Raw genomic sequence first — 16861 nt, 5'->3', positions numbered from 1 at the left:
AATAAATCCATGAGAAAAACCGCTCTAGTCTTGCTGTGGACGCTTGCCTCTTCTCTTCTCTTTGCCCAAGGCGAAGGCGAGATGACGGTGAGCAGCCTAAACCACTGCCATAGCCCCAACAGCTGTGCCAGCGTCCAATCGTTAACTGCCAAGTGGAACCTGACCACGATGATGGGCGAGCTGCTGGTTCGTGTCTCGTTTAAGTGGACCGCTGGGGGCGATACTCCCGCCAACTTCTTCGATGGCCGCGACTTTATCGTGCTGCGCTGTGTTGCCTCGGGCAGCTCGCAGGTGGTGGGTTACATCCGCAGCGGCGCCGATTGCCCGGTTTCGGGGAAGGGGTACGGCCATAACATGGGGGGCTCGCCCTCGTGGACGTCGCTTTTCTGCGATTCGGAGGGCAACAGCCTCGGCTACTCGGCCGAGAAGACCAAGGAGATCTGGAAGAAGGGCTTCTCGGTTGCCGGTGTGTCGCTGGTGCGATCGGGCGGGCTCGATGCCGACAAGCCCCGCGCCGCACAGGCGGCCAGCTCGGGTGGCGGTGCGCCAACCACCACGGTAACGGGCTCGCCGCAGTCGTCGCAGCGGGTGGCCGAGCTGCAGGCCAAGCAGCGCCAGCTGGAGGAGCAGAGCAAGCAGCGCCAGCAACAGCAGCAGCAACAGGCGGCTCAGGAGCGTTCCCGCCAGCAGCAGGCCGATCGTGGCCGCCAGCAGACGACGACGAGCCGCTCCTCCTCGCCGGGCGAGGCTGACCGCTACGCGAGGGAGATGGCCATTAACCAGTACAACGACGCGCAGCGCAACACCCAGGAGATGCTCGACAAGGTGAAGCAGGGCGCGCAGGATATCATGAACACCATATCGCAAACCGCCGAAAATAACCGCAGGGAGAATGAGAAGTGGAAGGCGGAGTGCGCCGCCAAGAACCGCGAGTGGGAGGAGAACGAGGCCCGCAAGAAGCGGGAGCAGGAGGAGCAGAGCCGGCAGTACTGGGAGAATGCCCGCAGGGAGGCCGAGCAGAGCAAGCGCGAGGAGGAGGCCAAGGCTGCCCAGGCAACCCTGATTGGCCAGAACCGTTTGGCCATCGTTAACGAGTTTAAGGCCTCGACCATCCCGCTATCGTCGGAGCTGGGCTCGGCCGATAAGCTCTACTACTTCGGCTTCTCCTACAACGGGGACAAGCTCAAGGACAACACCTGCACGTTCTACATCACCCCAACCTTCGAGGTGGGCCGACGCGCCGACGGCACCTGGCCCTACCTGTCCAATGTCGTGGACGACCTCTACCGAAAGCTACCCTACAACACCCGCATCATGCACGGGGCCTACTCCTCGTACGACGAGGCCGAGCAGGTGCGGCAGACGCTCATCGGCATGCTCACGAAGACCAGCGTCACCTTTAAGGATAAGGAGTACGCGGGCAAGGTGGCCACGGTGGTGGCTAAGCCGCTGCCCGCCCTGGCCCCTGCGCTGAAGGCCAGCTTCGAGGGGGCCGAGCTGCTCTTTGCCAGCGGCAAGTACTCCGCCGCCCTGGCGCAGCTCCTATCCACCGAAGGGCAGCCGGGCGGTAGCACCGAGCGGGTGGCCTACCTGAAGCTCTTCGCCTACGATGGGCTGCTGGCCTATCCGCATACCGACTCGCTGGAGCTGCTGCTGCTCATGCACCAGGCCATCAGCGGCTACCTGAGCGCCTACGCCAACCATCCCATAAAAGAGAAGTACGCCGAGGTACAGGCGCTACAGGAGAAGTACAACCGTTGGGGGCTGGGCGACCAGCGCGTTGCGGGGGCTATGGGCGGTAACGCCGAGGACCAGTACCAGCTGGGCATGATCTTCTACCGGAGCGAGCTTTACCCAAGGGCGGTGCAGCTGCTTGCCCGTAGCGCCGAGCAGAAGCACCCCAAGGCCTGCGGCAAGGCGGGGGTGCTCTACGACCTCGGCATTGGACGCGTGAAGCCGAACCCCGACCTCTCGGCCAAGTACCTGCGGTGGGCCGTGGAGGCCAACGACTGGGAGGGCATCAGCTTTGCCGCCTACCAGTACCGCGAAGGCGTGGCCCCCTTCGCCAAGGATGCCGCCAAGGCTGCCGAGCTCTTCCGAAGGGCCTACGACATGAGCCCGACGCAGACCGACAACAACGATGCCGATGCGGCCATGTACCTCACGGGCCACTTCTACCGCTACGGCAGCTACGGCGAACCCAACTACGACAAGGCCTACTACTGGTACAGCAAGGCGGCCCAGCGGCCCTACTCGATTTACCAAAAGGCGGCCCAGGCCAAGGTGAACGAGCTCTCCTCGTTCCTCTCCAGCAAGCGGAGCGGGGATGCCTACTTCAGCGAGAAGAATTTCAAGATGGCCATCTGGAACTACAATCATGCCTATAGCACCATCAAGGACGGCCGGTTGAAGAGCCGCCTCTTCGAGGCGCAGGTTGCCCTAGGCGACCAGCTCTTCCACGAAAAAAAGAACCGGTACGATGCTCAGAAAGCCTACGATGAGGCGGGTGAGCTGGTGGGCGACGACCCGCAGAAGCTGGCCGTGCTGCTGCCCAAACTCGAGGAGTTCGTGTACGACGACATGCGCAGCTACTCCTTCGATTGCACCTACCCCACCGACGAGGGGAAGCTCAACTACTACCTGGCCAGCTTCCCCAACGGCAAGTACCGCCGCAACCTGGCCAACGTCATCGACTACCTGTACCCCGGCGCGGCCAAGAGCAACCTCAAGTGGGATTACTACAACAACGCCAAGCGGCTCTACCTGATAGCGGCCTTCACCTACTCCGACTCGGGCAAGGCCCCGCGATTCCTGAAGAAGGTAAAGCGGTACATGAAGAAGCGCTCTGAATACGGCGAGCGGTATGCCGGCTTCTCCTACGAGCCGAGCACCAAGGACGACTGGACCAAGGGCAAGCTCGTGGTAACCGCGGTGCAGAAGGGCAGCCCCGCCGGGGAAAGAGGCCTGCTGGCCAACGACGTGATCACCCATATCAGCGGCATCCCCGTCGAGAAGCTGGAGCCCTGGCAGGCCAGCGAGCTGATGCGCTCCTTCAAGGGCGACGAAACCAGCGGCTGCTACCTCACCGTCATCCGGCCGGGCGAAATCCTGCGCCGGGTAATCTACGTTTTCGGTAGGTAACCGCTAGGTAAAAGATACAGTAAGGGGCTGCCTACCGCGCGTGGGTGGCCCCTTGTGGTTTTTAAAAGGATGATGCTGCATCGATGCATTAGGTCTACGGGAAATCGGTTAGGGGTGCTGCATCGATGCATTAGGTCTACGTGAAATCGGTTAAGGGTGATGCATCGATGCATTAGGTCTACGTGAAATCGGTTAAGGGTGATACATCGATGCATTAGGTCTACGTGAAATCGGTTAGGGGTGATGCATCGATGCATTAGGTCTACGGGAAATCGGTTAGGGGTGATACACCGATGCATTAGGCTTACGGGAAATCCGTTAGGGGTAATACATCGATGCATTAGGGCTTCCTGAAGAGGGTAGGAGCGAGTGGGTTATCCGGGAGCTTGATGGGAGGGGTGAAAAGCTACGGAATATTTGCATTTCGATCGAAAAAGTTAAATAGAATTTGCTGTAGTTAAAAAATGTATATATTTTTAAAGGCCTTACATATACGGATTCCCAAAAAACTACAACAAATGAAGAAAGTAAAGTCATTTAATCTTCGCAAAGTGCTGGTAGACGAGCTCGGCACTTTTGCACGTAACTTCTGTACAATCGTAAAGGGGCTCGTTGCCTCGAAGCAAATTCCAGAGCCGATGGTGACGGGGTTGGAGCAGGGCATAAAGCGCTACGAAATGGGCGTGGGGCCCAAGGTGGATAAGGCTGGCACCGAGCGCAGCCGGTTGCTCGATCTGGAGTGCGACGGTCTGTTTCTGGCCACCAAGGGGGCCGTTCGCACGGCCAAGTTCCGCCCCGATCAGCGGGAGGCCGCACAGCGAATGGAGGATGCCATCCGCAACCGTGGCTGGAATATGCAGAATGCCGCCTACGATGCCGAGTCGAACAACATCAAGCTGCTGCTGGCCGACATCAAGGGCTCGCCCGTGCTGCAGGCCGATGCGGTAACCATCAAGTGCGACGACCTGCTGGCGCTCCTCGAAGCGGCCAACAAGAAGTTCGACGCCAGCGAGGCCGACCGTAAGGCCAAGGAGCTGGAGCTGGGCGGCCTCAACAGCTACGAGGCGGTGAAGGGGCTCAACGCCGAGATCCAGCGCATCTTCAGCTACCTGGATTCGGTGTCGGGCATCTACCCCGAGGTGGCGAAGGCCATCGACCAGATCAACCTGCTCATCGATCCGCTGGCGGCCAAGATCAAAACCCGCGAAACCGTTGCAGAGAACAAGAAGAAGGAGGAAAAAGAAAAGGAAAAGGATAAACCAACCCAACCAAAGCAGTAAAACACAATTTCTAACCGTCCGATATGTAAGCGCAAGGCCAACCGATAAGGTTGGTCTTGCTTTGTTTTGTGGCGAGTTTATGGTTGTTGTAGTGCTGCTGTAATTTAGGAATGTTATAATTTGTATACTGCCATAAACTCATGAATTTACTCTTGTAAAAGTTTTTTCGTTTGTAATTCTATTGAATCTTTTCTAATAGAGAACTTAATTAAGCCTGTTTTCTTTATTTCGTCTTTAGAAATGCATGGTAAAATATCATCGAGTGTTTTAGGTATTCCATCAGGACCAACAGCTGATAAGTAATATTTAGTGGAACTTATTCTCTCATAGTAGTAGTCGGCATAGGTTATATCACCATTATTATTACTAACAATGTATGATAAATCTGGGGTGACTAGGATTTTTTTGTCATCGAGAGCTAGGTGTCCTAAGCTATATGGGAAGTCTCCTAGATGCTCTTTGTACTTTTCTATTTTTTTAGAATAATAGTTTAAATCGCTAATTGTACAATCTTTAAAATTAGGATGAAATCCGATTTTCGTCAACTCTTTATAATCTTGATTAGTTTGAGGATTTAAAACGCATAAAAAGAAAATAAAATTGATCATTGCTACGGCAATGAAGGTTATTGATGCGATTAGATGTCTCCGAATAAAAATGATGTTAAGTGATAACAAAAGAATAGTTATCGGGGCAAGGGTTGGAAATATTGAGATGAAACATGTAATTGAAAAGAAAGTGGTAATTAAGATTTCGTTTTGAAGTGCCTTCTGAATAAGTCTTTTAGGTGAGAATTGGTGTTTCATGTGCTTGCTATTGCTAAATGTATGTTTTATAGTTGTGCAAAGTTGCGAATATAATTAGACGAAGTAGTAAAATTGTGATTTTTTCAAGGCAGAATCTGAAAGCATATCTAACGTTGATCTATTTAAATGAAGTTCAATTTAGGTACTATATGAATTACCAAAAAAAGCAAAAGGGCGCCTTTAGAGGGCCCTTTTGTTATTTTTTTTGGTAGCCTTATCGGCTGCCTTATTTCTTGTACTGCAGCGTGGCAACAACGGGGTAGTGGTCCGAGATGTACACGTCGCCCTTCTTGATGGCCATCACCTGGTAGTCTTTGGCCTCGAAGGATTTTCCGGTGAAGATGTAGTCGATGATGCAGCTCTTGGTGATCTTGCCGTAGTCGTGGAAGGTAACGCCGTCGTCCGAAGCTCCATCCCTATTCTTTGCGGAGGCACGCGCGTCGATAAGAGGAGGGAATCCCGCTAGGTCTTTTACGGCGGTAAGGTAGGCGCTCTCGGTGGGGCGCGAGTTGAAGTCGCCCATCACGATGTAGCTCTTTGCGTCGAGCTCCTTCACCTTTTGGCGGATCAACTTTATCGACTCCTCGCGGGCCTTAACGCCCATGTGGTCGAAGTGGGTGTTGATTACTGTAACCTCGCGTTTCGCCTTCTTGTCGTACAGCGTAACGATGGTGGCAATGCGAGTAAGCGCGGCATCCCAGCCCACGCTGCCCGCCACCGATGGCGTTTCCGACAGCCAAATGGTTTGGTGGTTCTTTTCCGAGAAGCGATCTTTTCGGAAGAAGAGTGGGGCATACTCCCCCTTTTGCTTGCCGTCTTCGCGGGCAACCCCCACGTAGCTGTAGGCATTCAGGTTCGAGCTCAGGTAGTCGAGCTGCTCCTGGAGCACCTCCTGCATCCCAATAATGTCGGGCTTCTCGGTGTTGATGAACTCGGCCGCGATGGCCTTGCGGTTTTCCCAGCGGTTGATGCCATCGTTGGCGTTGCTGTTGCGGATGTTGAATGTTGCGACTTTTAAGCTGCTCTGGCTGCTAGCGGCAAGCGAGGTAAGCGCTAGCGCTAGCGTAATAAAATATGTACGCATTTGGTGTTATATTTTTTGATGATGCAAGCTTACAAAAAAAGGCGCAAACCCTTGCGGGCTGCGCCTCAATCATTGGATGGATGGCCTATAAGATTTTAGATGTTAGATATTAGATTTTAGATGTACGACTGATCGTCCTATCTCAGGATATCTGGCATCTGCCTCCAAAATCTAAATACTAACGTCTAAATACTAATGTCTAAAATTCCACACCACGCCCAGCTTAACGCCTAGGGCGAGGGGCTTCACCTTATCCACCTGGCTGGATTCGAAGAGGCCGTTGTAGATGCCCTCCTTTAGGTAGATATTCTTGCTGTCGGCCTTGAGCATGCTGTTCAGCCCGTAACTGGCGTAAATGCCGCCGTACAGGCTGATGGCGTCGTTTAGCAGGTAGGTGGCACCGGCATCGGCCAGCAGCGCTACCGAGGGGCGCAGGGAGATATCGCCCGAAGGCCTCTGGGAGTAGGTGCTCAGCCCCTGCTCGGGCAGGTCGCCCAGCTCCGCTTTCCACTGGCTGTAGTAGCCCGTGGTGGTGATGGAGCCACCCGTGGCCTTGTAGGTGCTCTTAGCTGGGATGGAGAGCTTGGCGCCCGCCGAGGCCGTCAGCCCCACCTTGGTGGTGAGCGCCCTTCGGTAGGTGGCCGCTAATGGGATGTCGATAAGGGTGGCCGACTGCTCCTCCTTCCAGCCGCTGTAGCGGGTGCGGAGCTCGTAGGCGTCGCCCTCGGCATCCACGTTAGGGGCCTTGGTCAGCAGGTTCAGCGTACTGGTCGACTTGAATGACTGCGCGCCCACGCCCGTGCTGATGCCCCAGTTGGGGCTGAAGAAGTAGGTGTACCCTGCGCCGAGGGTATACCCAGCACCGCCCTTGCGGCTGCCGTTGTCGATGCTGTAGCCCAGCTGGTGGAACCCGCCCCCCGCGCTAAGCGAAAGGAACTGGTCGCCCTTCTGGGCCTGTGCCGCAGCGGTGGCGCCGAGCGCCAGTGCGGCTATAAGTAGCTTTTTCGTCATCTTACTTTTCTTTTTAGGTTGAAGGGATGAGCGGCGCTGCCGCCCATCCCTTTACTTTTAGTTGGCCAAAACCACCTTAAAGGTGAGCACCTGCCCATCGGCGGTGACGATGCGGCCCATGTACACGCCGTTGCTGCCCGATAGGGTGATGCGGTTTTCCTGCTCCACCTTGCGCAGGGTGAGCACGGGTGCGCCCTGGGTGCTGTACACCGTTAGCACGGCGCCTATCAGCTCCTCGTCGCCGAAGCCCGAAAGCTTAACGGTGAGCTCCTGTCCGGCACGGGCAGGGTTGGGGTAAACGCTCACGCTGGCCGATGCGCTCTTTTTGATGCTAAGCACCTTGGAGCAGGTGTTCACCGTTTGACCCGTAGCGGTTTTAAGTTGCGCGTAGTAGGTTCCGCTAAGGCCGTTGGGGTCCTTGTAGAACTGGCTGGTAGCCCCGCCGATGGCGCTGCCGTTCTTGTACCACTGGTAGCCAGCAAAGCGGCCGTCGTGGTTGTCGATCAGCACCACGTTGCCAAACTTAGGCACGATGACGTCGGCCGTTATGTTAACGGTAACCTCGAAGGCCGAAGGCTCGCTGATGTTGCCGTAGCTGTCGCGCAGCTGCAGCGAGGCGGTGTAGCTGCCATCGGCCACCCTTGATGGTATGGTGAAGGAAACAGTGCCGTTACCGGCAGGCAGCGCGGCGTAGCCGCTGTTGCTGAAGCCAGCCGTAAGGGCTTTGGCGTCGAATACGATCTGGTACTCGGTAGGCTTACCGCTGGTAAGGGTATAGGCAAGGCTCAGCTTGTCGCCCTCGCAGCCTGCCTGTGGGGCCTGTAGCGAAGCTACCTCAATGGGGTTCGATATGGTAAGCTTGCCATCAACGTAGGCGAACTCGTAGCTGTCATCGGAACCGCCTGTAACCTTAATGGCGTACACCCCAGTTGGGCTGGTTGCCGTTGCAGTGGTGGTAGCGGTAGGCTTGGCCTCAAGCACTGCCTCTGTATCGCCGTTTACGAATCCGTTGTAGGTGATGCCTAGGGCAGGAATGGCCTCACCCTCGCGGATGTTGTAGCTGGTTGCGGTAGCGGTAAGCGGTGCCTTGCTTACGCTGATGGCTGCTGTCCTTGTAACCTCGTTGTAGTTGGCCTTATCGGTAGGGGTAAAGGTAGCGCTGAGCGTTTGACCTTCTCCTGCGTTGAGCACGATTCCTGCTGCCGGAGCGTAGGTGAAAGTTCCCTCAATATTGGAGGTAGCGCTGAGCTGCTCCTCACCCAGCTTTGTGCCGTAGGTAATGGCCGCAGGGGTATTCCATGCAATAGTAGGTGTCGCCTTATCTACGGTAAGGCTTACGGTTGGCTCCACGCTGCTGTAGTTGGCCGCATCCGTTGGGATAAAGGTTGCCGTAAGGTCGTGCTTACCTGCCGTTAGGGTTGTCCCTTCGGCAGGAGCGTAGGTGAAAGTTCCCTCAATATCAGCGGTGGCGTTTTGCTGTTTGTCGCTTAGCTTGGTACCGTAGGTTATGGATGATGGGGCATTCCATGTAATAGTAGGCTTCGCCTTATTTACGGTAAGGGTAGCCGTACCCTCTACGCTGTTGTAGTTAGCCACATCGGTAGGGGTGAAGATTACCTTTAGGGTGTGCGTCCCTGCGGTAAGCATATCACCACTATTTAGGGCGTTGCCGTTGGTGGTGTAGGAGAGTGTACCTGCTACTGCCGTTCCGTTATGTGATGCGGTGGCATTAAGTTGTGCGTTGCCTACTGCCGTGCCGTAGATGATGGCTGTTGGCGCTGCCCAGCTGATGGTTGGGGTAATCTTTTTGATTTTTAGAGTACCTATTATGTAGGCGAAGAAATAGTTGTTGTCGCTTCCCTCAGCAACGTTGATGTCGTATGCGCCAGCGTTACTTTTGTCGCTTGCTGTGGTGGTAGCGGTAGGCTTGGCGTCGAGCACGCTTTCGTCTTCACCATTCACAAACCCTTTGTAGGTAACCCCGAGGGCTGGAATTGCCTCGCCCTTGACGATGGTGTAGCTGTTGGCGGTAACGGTAAGCGGTGCCTTGGCTACGGTAAGGCTTACGGTTTTCTCCACGCTGATGTAGTGGTCGCCATCGGTAGGGGTAAAGGTAACCTTCAGACTATGGGTACCTGCTGTAAGTATATCTCCAGACTTAAGCGCATTGCCGTTGGTGGAGTAGGATAGCGTACCTGCTAGTAGTGCATTGCTGTACGATGCGGTTGCGTTCATTTGTGCATCGGTAAGCGCGGTGCCGTAGGTGATGGCGGCAGGCTCTGCCCAGGTAACCGTAGGTATACGCTTATCGAGGATGTCAATCTCGCCATCAACGTAGGTAAAGCTGTAGTTGTTGTCTACCCCATCTTTAGCCGTTGTGGCATACTTGCCCACGGGGCTGGTAGGGGGAGCGGTGGTGGTTACGGTAGGCTTGGCCTCGAGCACGTTCTCGTTTTCGCCGTTCACAAAACCATCATAGCGAATGCTGAGTGCAGGAGTTTTCTCGCCCTTGGTGATGGTGTGGCTGCTGGCGGTAACGGTAAGCGGCGCCTTGGCTACGCTGATGGTTACTTTCTTTGTTGCCTCGTTGTAGTTAGCCTTATCGGTAGGGGTAAAGGTCGCGCTGAGCGTTTGCTCTTGTCCTGCATTGAGCAAGGTGCCTGCAGTAGGTGTGTAGGTAAAGGTTCCCTCGGCATCAGCGTTAGCGCTTAGCTGCTCATCGCCTAGCTTGGTGCCATAGGTGATGGCGGCAGGGGTAACCCAGCTGATGACTGGGGTGATTTTACCTATTGTAAGCGTACCCTTCACGTAGGTGAATTCGTAGTTGTTGTCAGCCCCATTCGCTGCCACGATATCATAGCTGCCTGCATTGCTGCCTGCATTGCTGGCATCAGTAGCGGCGGTGGTTGCGGTAGGCTTGGCGTCGAGCACGCTCTCGTTTTCGCCGTTCACAAAACCATCATAGTTAATGTTGAGGGCAGGAATGTTCTCGCCCTTGGTGATGGTGTGGCTGCTGGCGGTAACGGTAAGCGGAGCCTTGGCTACGCTGATGGTCACCGTTTTTGTCACTTCGCTATAGTTGACCCAATCGGTAGGGGTAAAGGTCGCGCTGAGCGTTTGCTCTTGTCCTGCGTTGAGCACTGAGCCTATTGCAGGTGCGTAGGTAAAGGTACCAGGAGCATCAGCGTTAGCGCTTAGCTGCGCATCGCCTAGCGCTGTTCCGTAGGTGATGGAGGCTGGCTTTGCCCAACTGATGGTTGGGGTAATCTTTTTGATTTCTAGAGTACCTATTATGTAACTGAAGAAATAGTTGTTGTCGCTTCCCTCAGCAACGTTGATGTCGTATACGCCAGCGTTACTATTGAAGTTTGCCGTGGTGGTAGCGGTAGGCTTGGCGTCGAGCACGCTTTCGTCTTCACCATTCACAAACCCTATATAGTTAACGCCGAGGGCTGGAATTGCCTCGCCCTTGACGATGGTGTAGCTGTTGGCGGTAACGGTAAGCGGTGCCTTGGCAACGGTAAGGCTTACGGTTTTCTCCACGCTGATGTAATGGTCGCCATCGGTAGGGGTAAAGGTAACCTTCAGGCTATGGGTGCCTGCTAAAAGTATATCTCCTGCCTTAAGCGCGTTGCCGTTGTTGAAGTAGGATAGCGTACCTGCTAGTGGTGCATTGCTGTACGATGCGTTTGCGTTCATTTGTGCATCGGTAAGCGCGGTGCCGTAGGTGATAGCGGCAGGCTCTGCCCAGGTAACCGTAGGTATACGCTTATCGAGGATGTCAATCTCGCCATCAACGTAGGTGAACTCGTAGTTGCTTGCAGTACCACCTGCGGCAACGACGGTATACTTGCCCACGGGGCTGGTAGGGGGAACTGTGGTGGTTACGGTAGGCTTGGCCTCGAGCACGTTCTCGTTTTCGCCGTTCACAAAACCATCATAGCGAATGCTGAGAGCAGGTATTTTCTCGCCCTTGGTGATGGTGTGGCTGCTGGCGGTAACGGTAAGCGGTGCCTTGGCTACGTTGATGGTTAGCGTTTTGCTTACCGTGGTATTCCCCTTATCGTTGGGGGTAAAGGTTGCGGTGATCGCTTGCGCATTGCCTGCGTTGAGCACGGTGCCAACGGCAGGGGTGTAGGCGAATGTTCCGGGGACGTCGGCGGTAGCGTTGAATTGCTCCTTGCCTAAAGCGGTACCGTAGGTGATATCGGCAGGATTGCTCCATGCGATTACGGAGGTATGCATTGGCGTTACGCTGTTCGATGCCATTGATGGTTTGCTTACTCCTACCTTGTTGCTGGCCGTAACGGTAAAGGAGTATTTTGTTCCGTTGGCAAGCCCGGTCACCTCAAGGGTGTGCTCTATCCCGGGGGTGATCCCGGTTGCGAGTACCGTTATGGTGGCCGATTTGCCCGTGCCTACAGGGGTGGCGATTACCGTGTAGCTCGTAATTGGCAATTCTCCGTTGTTTGTCGATGGGGTAAAGCTTACGGTAGCCTGTCCATCGCCTGCGGTAGCGGTTCCAATGGTTGGGGCTGCGGGTCGGTCGTAAACATTCAGCTTAAACACCTCCGAGGTGGATGCGTTGTAGCGAGCATCACCAATGTACTTGGCTTTTATGGAGCGCTCGCCTAAGCCTATGGATGGATAGCTAAAGGTGGCAACGCCGTTGTCTATCGTGATTTTATCTAAGACATTTCCATCTTCCGTGAATAGCACCTCCCCGGTTGCCCCTGGTGTTACGGTGGCGGTAAAGGTTACAGGCGAATGTTTGGCGGTTGGATTGGGAGTTCCGCTCAAGCTAACGGTTGAGGCGCTGGGTCCAGCTAGCGTTCCGCCAGCGGCCATTACCTGCTTTAGGTTGTCGAAGAATTCCTGCTCGTTATTTGCATTTATATTAGGGGTGCTAGATGTAAAGTCGATATCGTACATTACCACTAGGCATCCCTCTTTGGCATTTGCAAGCGTACCCTGGGGGAAGTAAAGTCCGCCTCCTACCGTTCCATCGCCTTCGGTGGCAATAAAGGAGCCCGTACCCGACGAGGTGACGGTTCCGCAGCCTACCGTCGTTACGGATGATATGCTGCTTGCTCCCGTGTTGAAGGGAATCTTTAGCATTAGGGACTCAGTCGACTTTTTTGCTGGTGGGGCAATGGTGCCGCCACCTGCTAGCGCTATAAGTTCGTTAATGCTCTTGTTGCGCTGGTCGGTTGATGGGTTAGGGTGCTCACCTGTTAGGAGTAGGGTGTTGCCCTTTGCCGTATTCAAGAAGCTTACGTACTGGGCCTGTTCGGTAGCGGTAACCAACGAGGCATTTTCGTATCGTAAGTCGTAAATCTGCGCGTAGCCATTCAGCGAAGCGGGTACTCCTGTGGTGCTTAAGGTTACGTTGTAGGTGCTCGAAAGATCTTCATTGAGCTTGTCGGCTGCTGCTTTTATGGCAGTCTCCGTGCTGGAAATGATCAGGACGTTGGGCTTGGGCGTTACGCTGTTCGATGCCGACGACGGTGCGCTTGTTAGGACTGCATTGCTGGCCGTAACGGTAAAGGAGTACTTTGTTCCGTTGGTAAGTCCAGCCACCTCAAGGGTGTGCTTTGTCCCGGGGGTGATTCCTGTTGCGGGTACCGTTATGGTGGCCGATTTGCCTGTGCCCTCAGGAGTAGCGGTTACCGTGTAGACCGTAATTGGCGATCCGCCGTCGGATGCCGATGCGGTAAAGCTTACGGTAGCCTTTCCATCGTCTGCGGTGGCGGTGCCAATGGTTGGCACATCGGGTGCGGCGCATACAACCAGCTCAAACTTCTCCGAAGCGGATGCGTTGTGGGCTGCATCGCCAGTGTATTGGGCCGTTATGGTATGGGTGCCTAATGTTAAATCTAAGGTTGTAAGGGTGGCAACCCCTTTCTCTAGCGAGGGCGTGCCCAAAGCATTAGTGCCATCTTTAGTTACGTCCACGAATTGCACCTGCCCGGTGGCGCCCGAGGTTACGGTGGCGGTAAGGGTTACAGGCGATTTCTGGGCGACGGGGCTAGCAGTGGCGCTTAGGCTGGTGCTGGTGGCGCTGGGGCCTGGCAGCGTTCCGCCGGCGGCCATTACCTGCTCCAGTTTCATTCGGAAGTCATAGTTATTGTAAGGGCTAGCCAGTAAGGAGATGTTGTACATCACTACCAGGCACCCTTCTTTGGCGTTGGCTAGCGTGCCCTTAGGGAAGTAGAGCCCAGCGCCCGAGGTTCCGTTGGCTTCGGTGGCAATAAAGGAGCCGTTGCCCGATTCGGTGACGATTCCGTAATAGGTCAGTGGAGAGGTTGATATGCTGCTTGCCCCCGTGTTGAAGGGAACCTTAAGCGCTACATCGCTAAGATCTGATTTTGCTGCCGGAGGGGCAATGGTGCCGCCACCGAGCTCCTTAATAAAGTTGCTGACGTTCTGGTTGCGTAACTCGTACCAAGGCGTCCCTCCTACCAAAAATAGGGATTTGTTTGGCTTATTTAAAAATTTGGTGTATTGGGTTATATCGCCAGATGGTATATAGAATTCGGATATTCGTACGTCGTAAATCTGCGCGTAGCTATCTAGCGAAGCGGGAGCTCCGTTGGTGCTTACCGTTACGTCGTAGCGAGCGGAGAGATCCATTACCAGCCGATCGGCTGCACTCTTTTCTTCAGACTGATTGTTCGAAACAACTAGGACGTCGGGCTTGTAGAAGGGCGTTACGCTTTTCGATTGATCTGATGCTTTACTTGGGCCTACCTTGCTGTTGGCCGTAACGGTAAAGGTGTAGGAGTTATCGTTGGTAAGATCAGGCACGATGATGGGGCTCCGGGTGCCCGTTGCCGTAATGCCGCCAGGGGTGGCGGTTACGGTGTAGCCCGTAACGGGTGCTTCGCCTTTGTTGGATAGATGGAAAAAGCTAACCTTGGCTTCCTCGTCTCCTGCGATGGCGGAAACGCCGATGGGGGCCGATGGTGCTACTGGCGTTACTGCAAAGCTTTGCGACACGGATGGCGCTGCCTTGACGAGAGCGGTGCCTGCCTGATCGGCCACTACGGTGCAGGTTCCTACGGAGACAAAGTTTAGCGCCCCGCCGCTGGTGATGGTGCACACATCAGTCGTCATGGAGGTATACGTAACCTTGAGTTCCAATGTGGTCTTAGCCGAAAGGGTTGGCGTTGTGCCGTAGAGCTGCGCGCCAGGGTTATCGAAGGTGATGGTTTGGCTCATTTTGGGCGTTACGCTGTTCGAAGCCTCCGATGATTTGCTTGTTAGTGCTGCATTGTTGGCCGTAACCGTAAAGTTGTATTGTATTCCGTTGTTAAGCCCGGTCATCTCAAGGGTGTGCTCTACCCCGGGGGTAATTCCGGTTGCGGGTACCGTTATGGCGACCAATTTGCCCGCGCCAACAGGGTTGGCGGTTACGGTGTAGCTTGTAATTGGCGATCCCCCGTTGTTTGTGGGTGGGGTGAAGCTTACGGTAGCCTTTCCATCGCCTGCGGTAGCGGCGCCAATGGTTGGCGCATCGGGTTCGGTGCAGACAACCAGCGTAAGCGCCTCCGAAGTAGATGCGTTGAGGTTTGCATCGCCAGCGTATTGGGCCGTTATGCTGTAGGTGCCGGATTCTAATGCGGTGGTAATGGAGGCAACGTCGTTATCGAGCGTGGTTCTGGTCCAAACGTCATCGCCTTTTTTGAACACCATCGCTCCGTTGATTCCCGATTTTACGGTTGCGGTAATGGTTACACGCGAATCCTTGGCAACGGGGTTAGGGGTGGCGCTCAAGCTAACGCTGGAGGCGATGGGGCCTGGCCGCGTTCCGCCTGCGGCCATTACCTGCTCCAGGTTGGCTCGAAATGCTTTTTGGTCCGAATTGTCGTTATAATAGGTAAAGTTGATGTCGTACATCACCACCAGACACCCCTCGGTGGCGTTGGCTAGCGTGCCCTTGGGAAAGTAAACACCAGCGCCCGAGGTACCGTTGGCTTCGGTGGCAATAAAGGAGCCCGTACCCGACGAGGCTACTATTCCAGGTGAGGAAAGCGCTACGGTTGATATGTTGCTTGAGCCCGTGTTGAAGGGGGTTTTCAGCAATACGGCGTCATACGATACCTTACTAGGAGGGGTAATGGTGCCTCCGCCTAGCGTCTCGATAAGCTTGCTGATGCTCTGGTTGCGGGTGTCGAAAGCTGGGGTGCGGGAGTCTTCTCCTGCCACAAAGACGGATTTGCCCTTTGCTTTACTCAAAAACAAGCCGTATTGATTTAGGTCGTTGTCTGTAATCGCCTCATTTACTCGTACGTCGTAAATCTGCGCGTAGCCATCTAGTGAAGCGGGTACCCCGGTGGTGGTTACGGTTACGTCATAGCGGTCGGAGAGATCGGCTACCAGCTGCGGGGCTGCCTTCTTTTCGTCATACCATCCGTTCGAAACAACTAGCACATCGGGCTTGTAGAAGGGCGTTACAGCGGTCGACTTGTCGGAAGGAGAGCCATCCCCTGCGCTGTTGGTGGCCGTAACGGTAAAGGTGTAGGGTGTACCGTTGGTGAGCCCTGGTACAACGATGGGGCTTGCGGTGCCCGTAGCCTTAATGCCCCCAGGGCTGGAGGTTACCGTGTAGCTGGTGGCTGGCTCGCCGCCATTGTTGGCGGGGGGGCTAAAGCTTACCGTAGCCTGCTCGTCGCCTGGGGTGGCGCTGACGCTGGTGGGGGGCTGCGGTTTCTGGATCTTAGCCACGTTGGACAGCTGGATCTTCGTTATGTAGAGTAAGAATTGCAGATTGTCCGTGCTGGTGGGATCCTTCAAATTGGAGTCGTTAGACAAAAAGCTGACGGTGACGGTAAAGCTGGTTATGCCGTTACACACAGAGGAGGGAAGGGGGGGGGTGTAGTTGTTATTGGAAGAGGTTTTTTCAATATTATAGAATACTCCCTTCGATGTTGCGGCGCTCACCTGCCGCTGATACCCCCCCGATACCTCGGAGAAATCGAAGTCAGTAAGGTCGAAATAGTAGCCGGGGATGGAGAAGGTGACCGAGATGCTTTTCTGTTTGACACTGCTGTTGTAGAGCTTCCATGCCGAAGTTCCGAGCCCGGATGTTGGGGTTTCGGCATTGGTCATGACGATATCCAGCGTGTTGCCATTCTCGGTCCATGTGAAGTGGTTGTCGCTAGTCTTAGTTTGGGTTCCTGTTCCAAACACGAAGGTCTGCGCGGTTGCCTGCCCGCCTATTGCCAGCAGGGCTAGCGTCAGGGCCAGCAGCGGTAGCCTGCTGCTCCTTCGTTTGGGTACCGCTGCCGGTGCGGCAGCTGCGGTTTGGCCCAGAGCCCCCATGGTGGGGGTCAGCCATAGGGCCAGCGTTCGTAGAAATCTTTTCATGTATGCTTGTTTGTTGTTCTCTATATAGGGGTAATGCTGCTCCCGGAAAAATCGCGCGAAGGTGGCGAATGCGGCGTAAACCGGGTCGCCAAATCGTAAAATTCAGCTTACGATTTGGCGAATGGCTGAAAATGAGGGGTGCGGCGGCTGTTCTCTAAGGAATTTTAGGG

At 54.9% G+C, this 16861-nt stretch carries 6 protein-coding genes; 2 read left to right on the top strand and 4 right to left on the bottom strand.

All coding sequences use genetic code 11. From position 1 onward, the window contains the following. Positions 1–9 precede the first annotated feature (9 nt). Together ACHZA1_RS03385 and ACHZA1_RS03380 are read left to right on the top strand one after the other, a co-directional pair. Positions 10–3141 carry a PDZ domain-containing protein gene (locus ACHZA1_RS03385; protein WP_320053826.1) on the top strand — a complete coding sequence of 1044 codons (3132 nt, stop codon included), beginning with the start codon at positions 10–12 and terminating at the stop codon, positions 3139–3141. A 518-nt stretch (positions 3142–3659) separates the two neighbouring features. Continuing rightward, the gene (locus tag ACHZA1_RS03380; protein WP_320053825.1) at positions 3660–4421 is read left to right on the top strand and encodes a DUF6261 family protein; all 762 of its coding nucleotides are present in this window, start codon (positions 3660–3662) and stop codon (positions 4419–4421) included. 146 nt (positions 4422–4567) lie between these two features. Here the strand turns inward: ACHZA1_RS03380 and ACHZA1_RS03375 are convergent, their stop codons facing one another. The 4 genes from ACHZA1_RS03375 to ACHZA1_RS03360 all read right to left on the bottom strand — a co-directional run bounded on the left by ACHZA1_RS03375 (position 4568) and on the right by ACHZA1_RS03360 (position 16691). Beyond that, a complete protein-coding gene (locus ACHZA1_RS03375; RefSeq protein ID WP_321427022.1) occupies positions 4568–5029 on the bottom strand; it encodes a hypothetical protein in 462 nt (153 codons plus the stop codon). Positions 5030–5453: 424 nt separating this feature from the next. Next, complete coding sequence (locus ACHZA1_RS03370) at positions 5454–6311, bottom strand: endonuclease/exonuclease/phosphatase family protein (RefSeq protein WP_320053823.1); 858 nt, start codon at positions 6309–6311, stop codon at positions 5454–5456. A 192-nt stretch (positions 6312–6503) separates the two neighbouring features. Further along, positions 6504–7322: an outer membrane beta-barrel protein gene (locus ACHZA1_RS03365; RefSeq protein ID WP_320053822.1), complete on the bottom strand. Its 819-nt coding sequence runs from the start codon at positions 7320–7322 to the stop codon at positions 6504–6506. Positions 7323–7379: 57 nt separating this feature from the next. Further along, positions 7380–16691: an MBG domain-containing protein gene (locus ACHZA1_RS03360; RefSeq protein ID WP_320053821.1), complete on the bottom strand. Its 9312-nt coding sequence runs from the start codon at positions 16689–16691 to the stop codon at positions 7380–7382. Between the last annotated feature and the right edge of the window lie 170 nt (positions 16692–16861).

The sequence above is a fragment of the uncultured Acetobacteroides sp. genome, assembly GCF_963667355.2.
In the GTDB taxonomy this organism is placed as follows: domain Bacteria; phylum Bacteroidota; class Bacteroidia; order Bacteroidales; family ZOR0009; genus Acetobacteroides.
This window is presented reverse-complemented; position numbering and strand designations above follow the sequence as displayed.

Excerpts from the sequence above, each read along its gene's own strand:
- ACHZA1_RS03385 (WP_320053826.1), top strand. The coding sequence starts at position 10 with ATGAGAAAAACCGCTCTAGTCTTGCTGTGGACGCTTGCCTCTTCTCTT.
- ACHZA1_RS03380 (WP_320053825.1), top strand. The coding sequence starts at position 3,660 with ATGAAGAAAGTAAAGTCATTTAATCTTCGCAAAGTGCTGGTAGACGAG.
- ACHZA1_RS03375 (WP_321427022.1), bottom strand. The coding sequence starts at position 5,029 with ATGATCAATTTTATTTTCTTTTTATGCGTTTTAAATCCTCAAACTAAT.
- ACHZA1_RS03370 (WP_320053823.1), bottom strand. The coding sequence starts at position 6,311 with ATGCGTACATATTTTATTACGCTAGCGCTAGCGCTTACCTCGCTTGCC.
- ACHZA1_RS03365 (WP_320053822.1), bottom strand. The coding sequence starts at position 7,322 with ATGACGAAAAAGCTACTTATAGCCGCACTGGCGCTCGGCGCCACCGCT.
- ACHZA1_RS03360 (WP_320053821.1), bottom strand. The coding sequence starts at position 16,691 with ATGAAAAGATTTCTACGAACGCTGGCCCTATGGCTGACCCCCACCATG.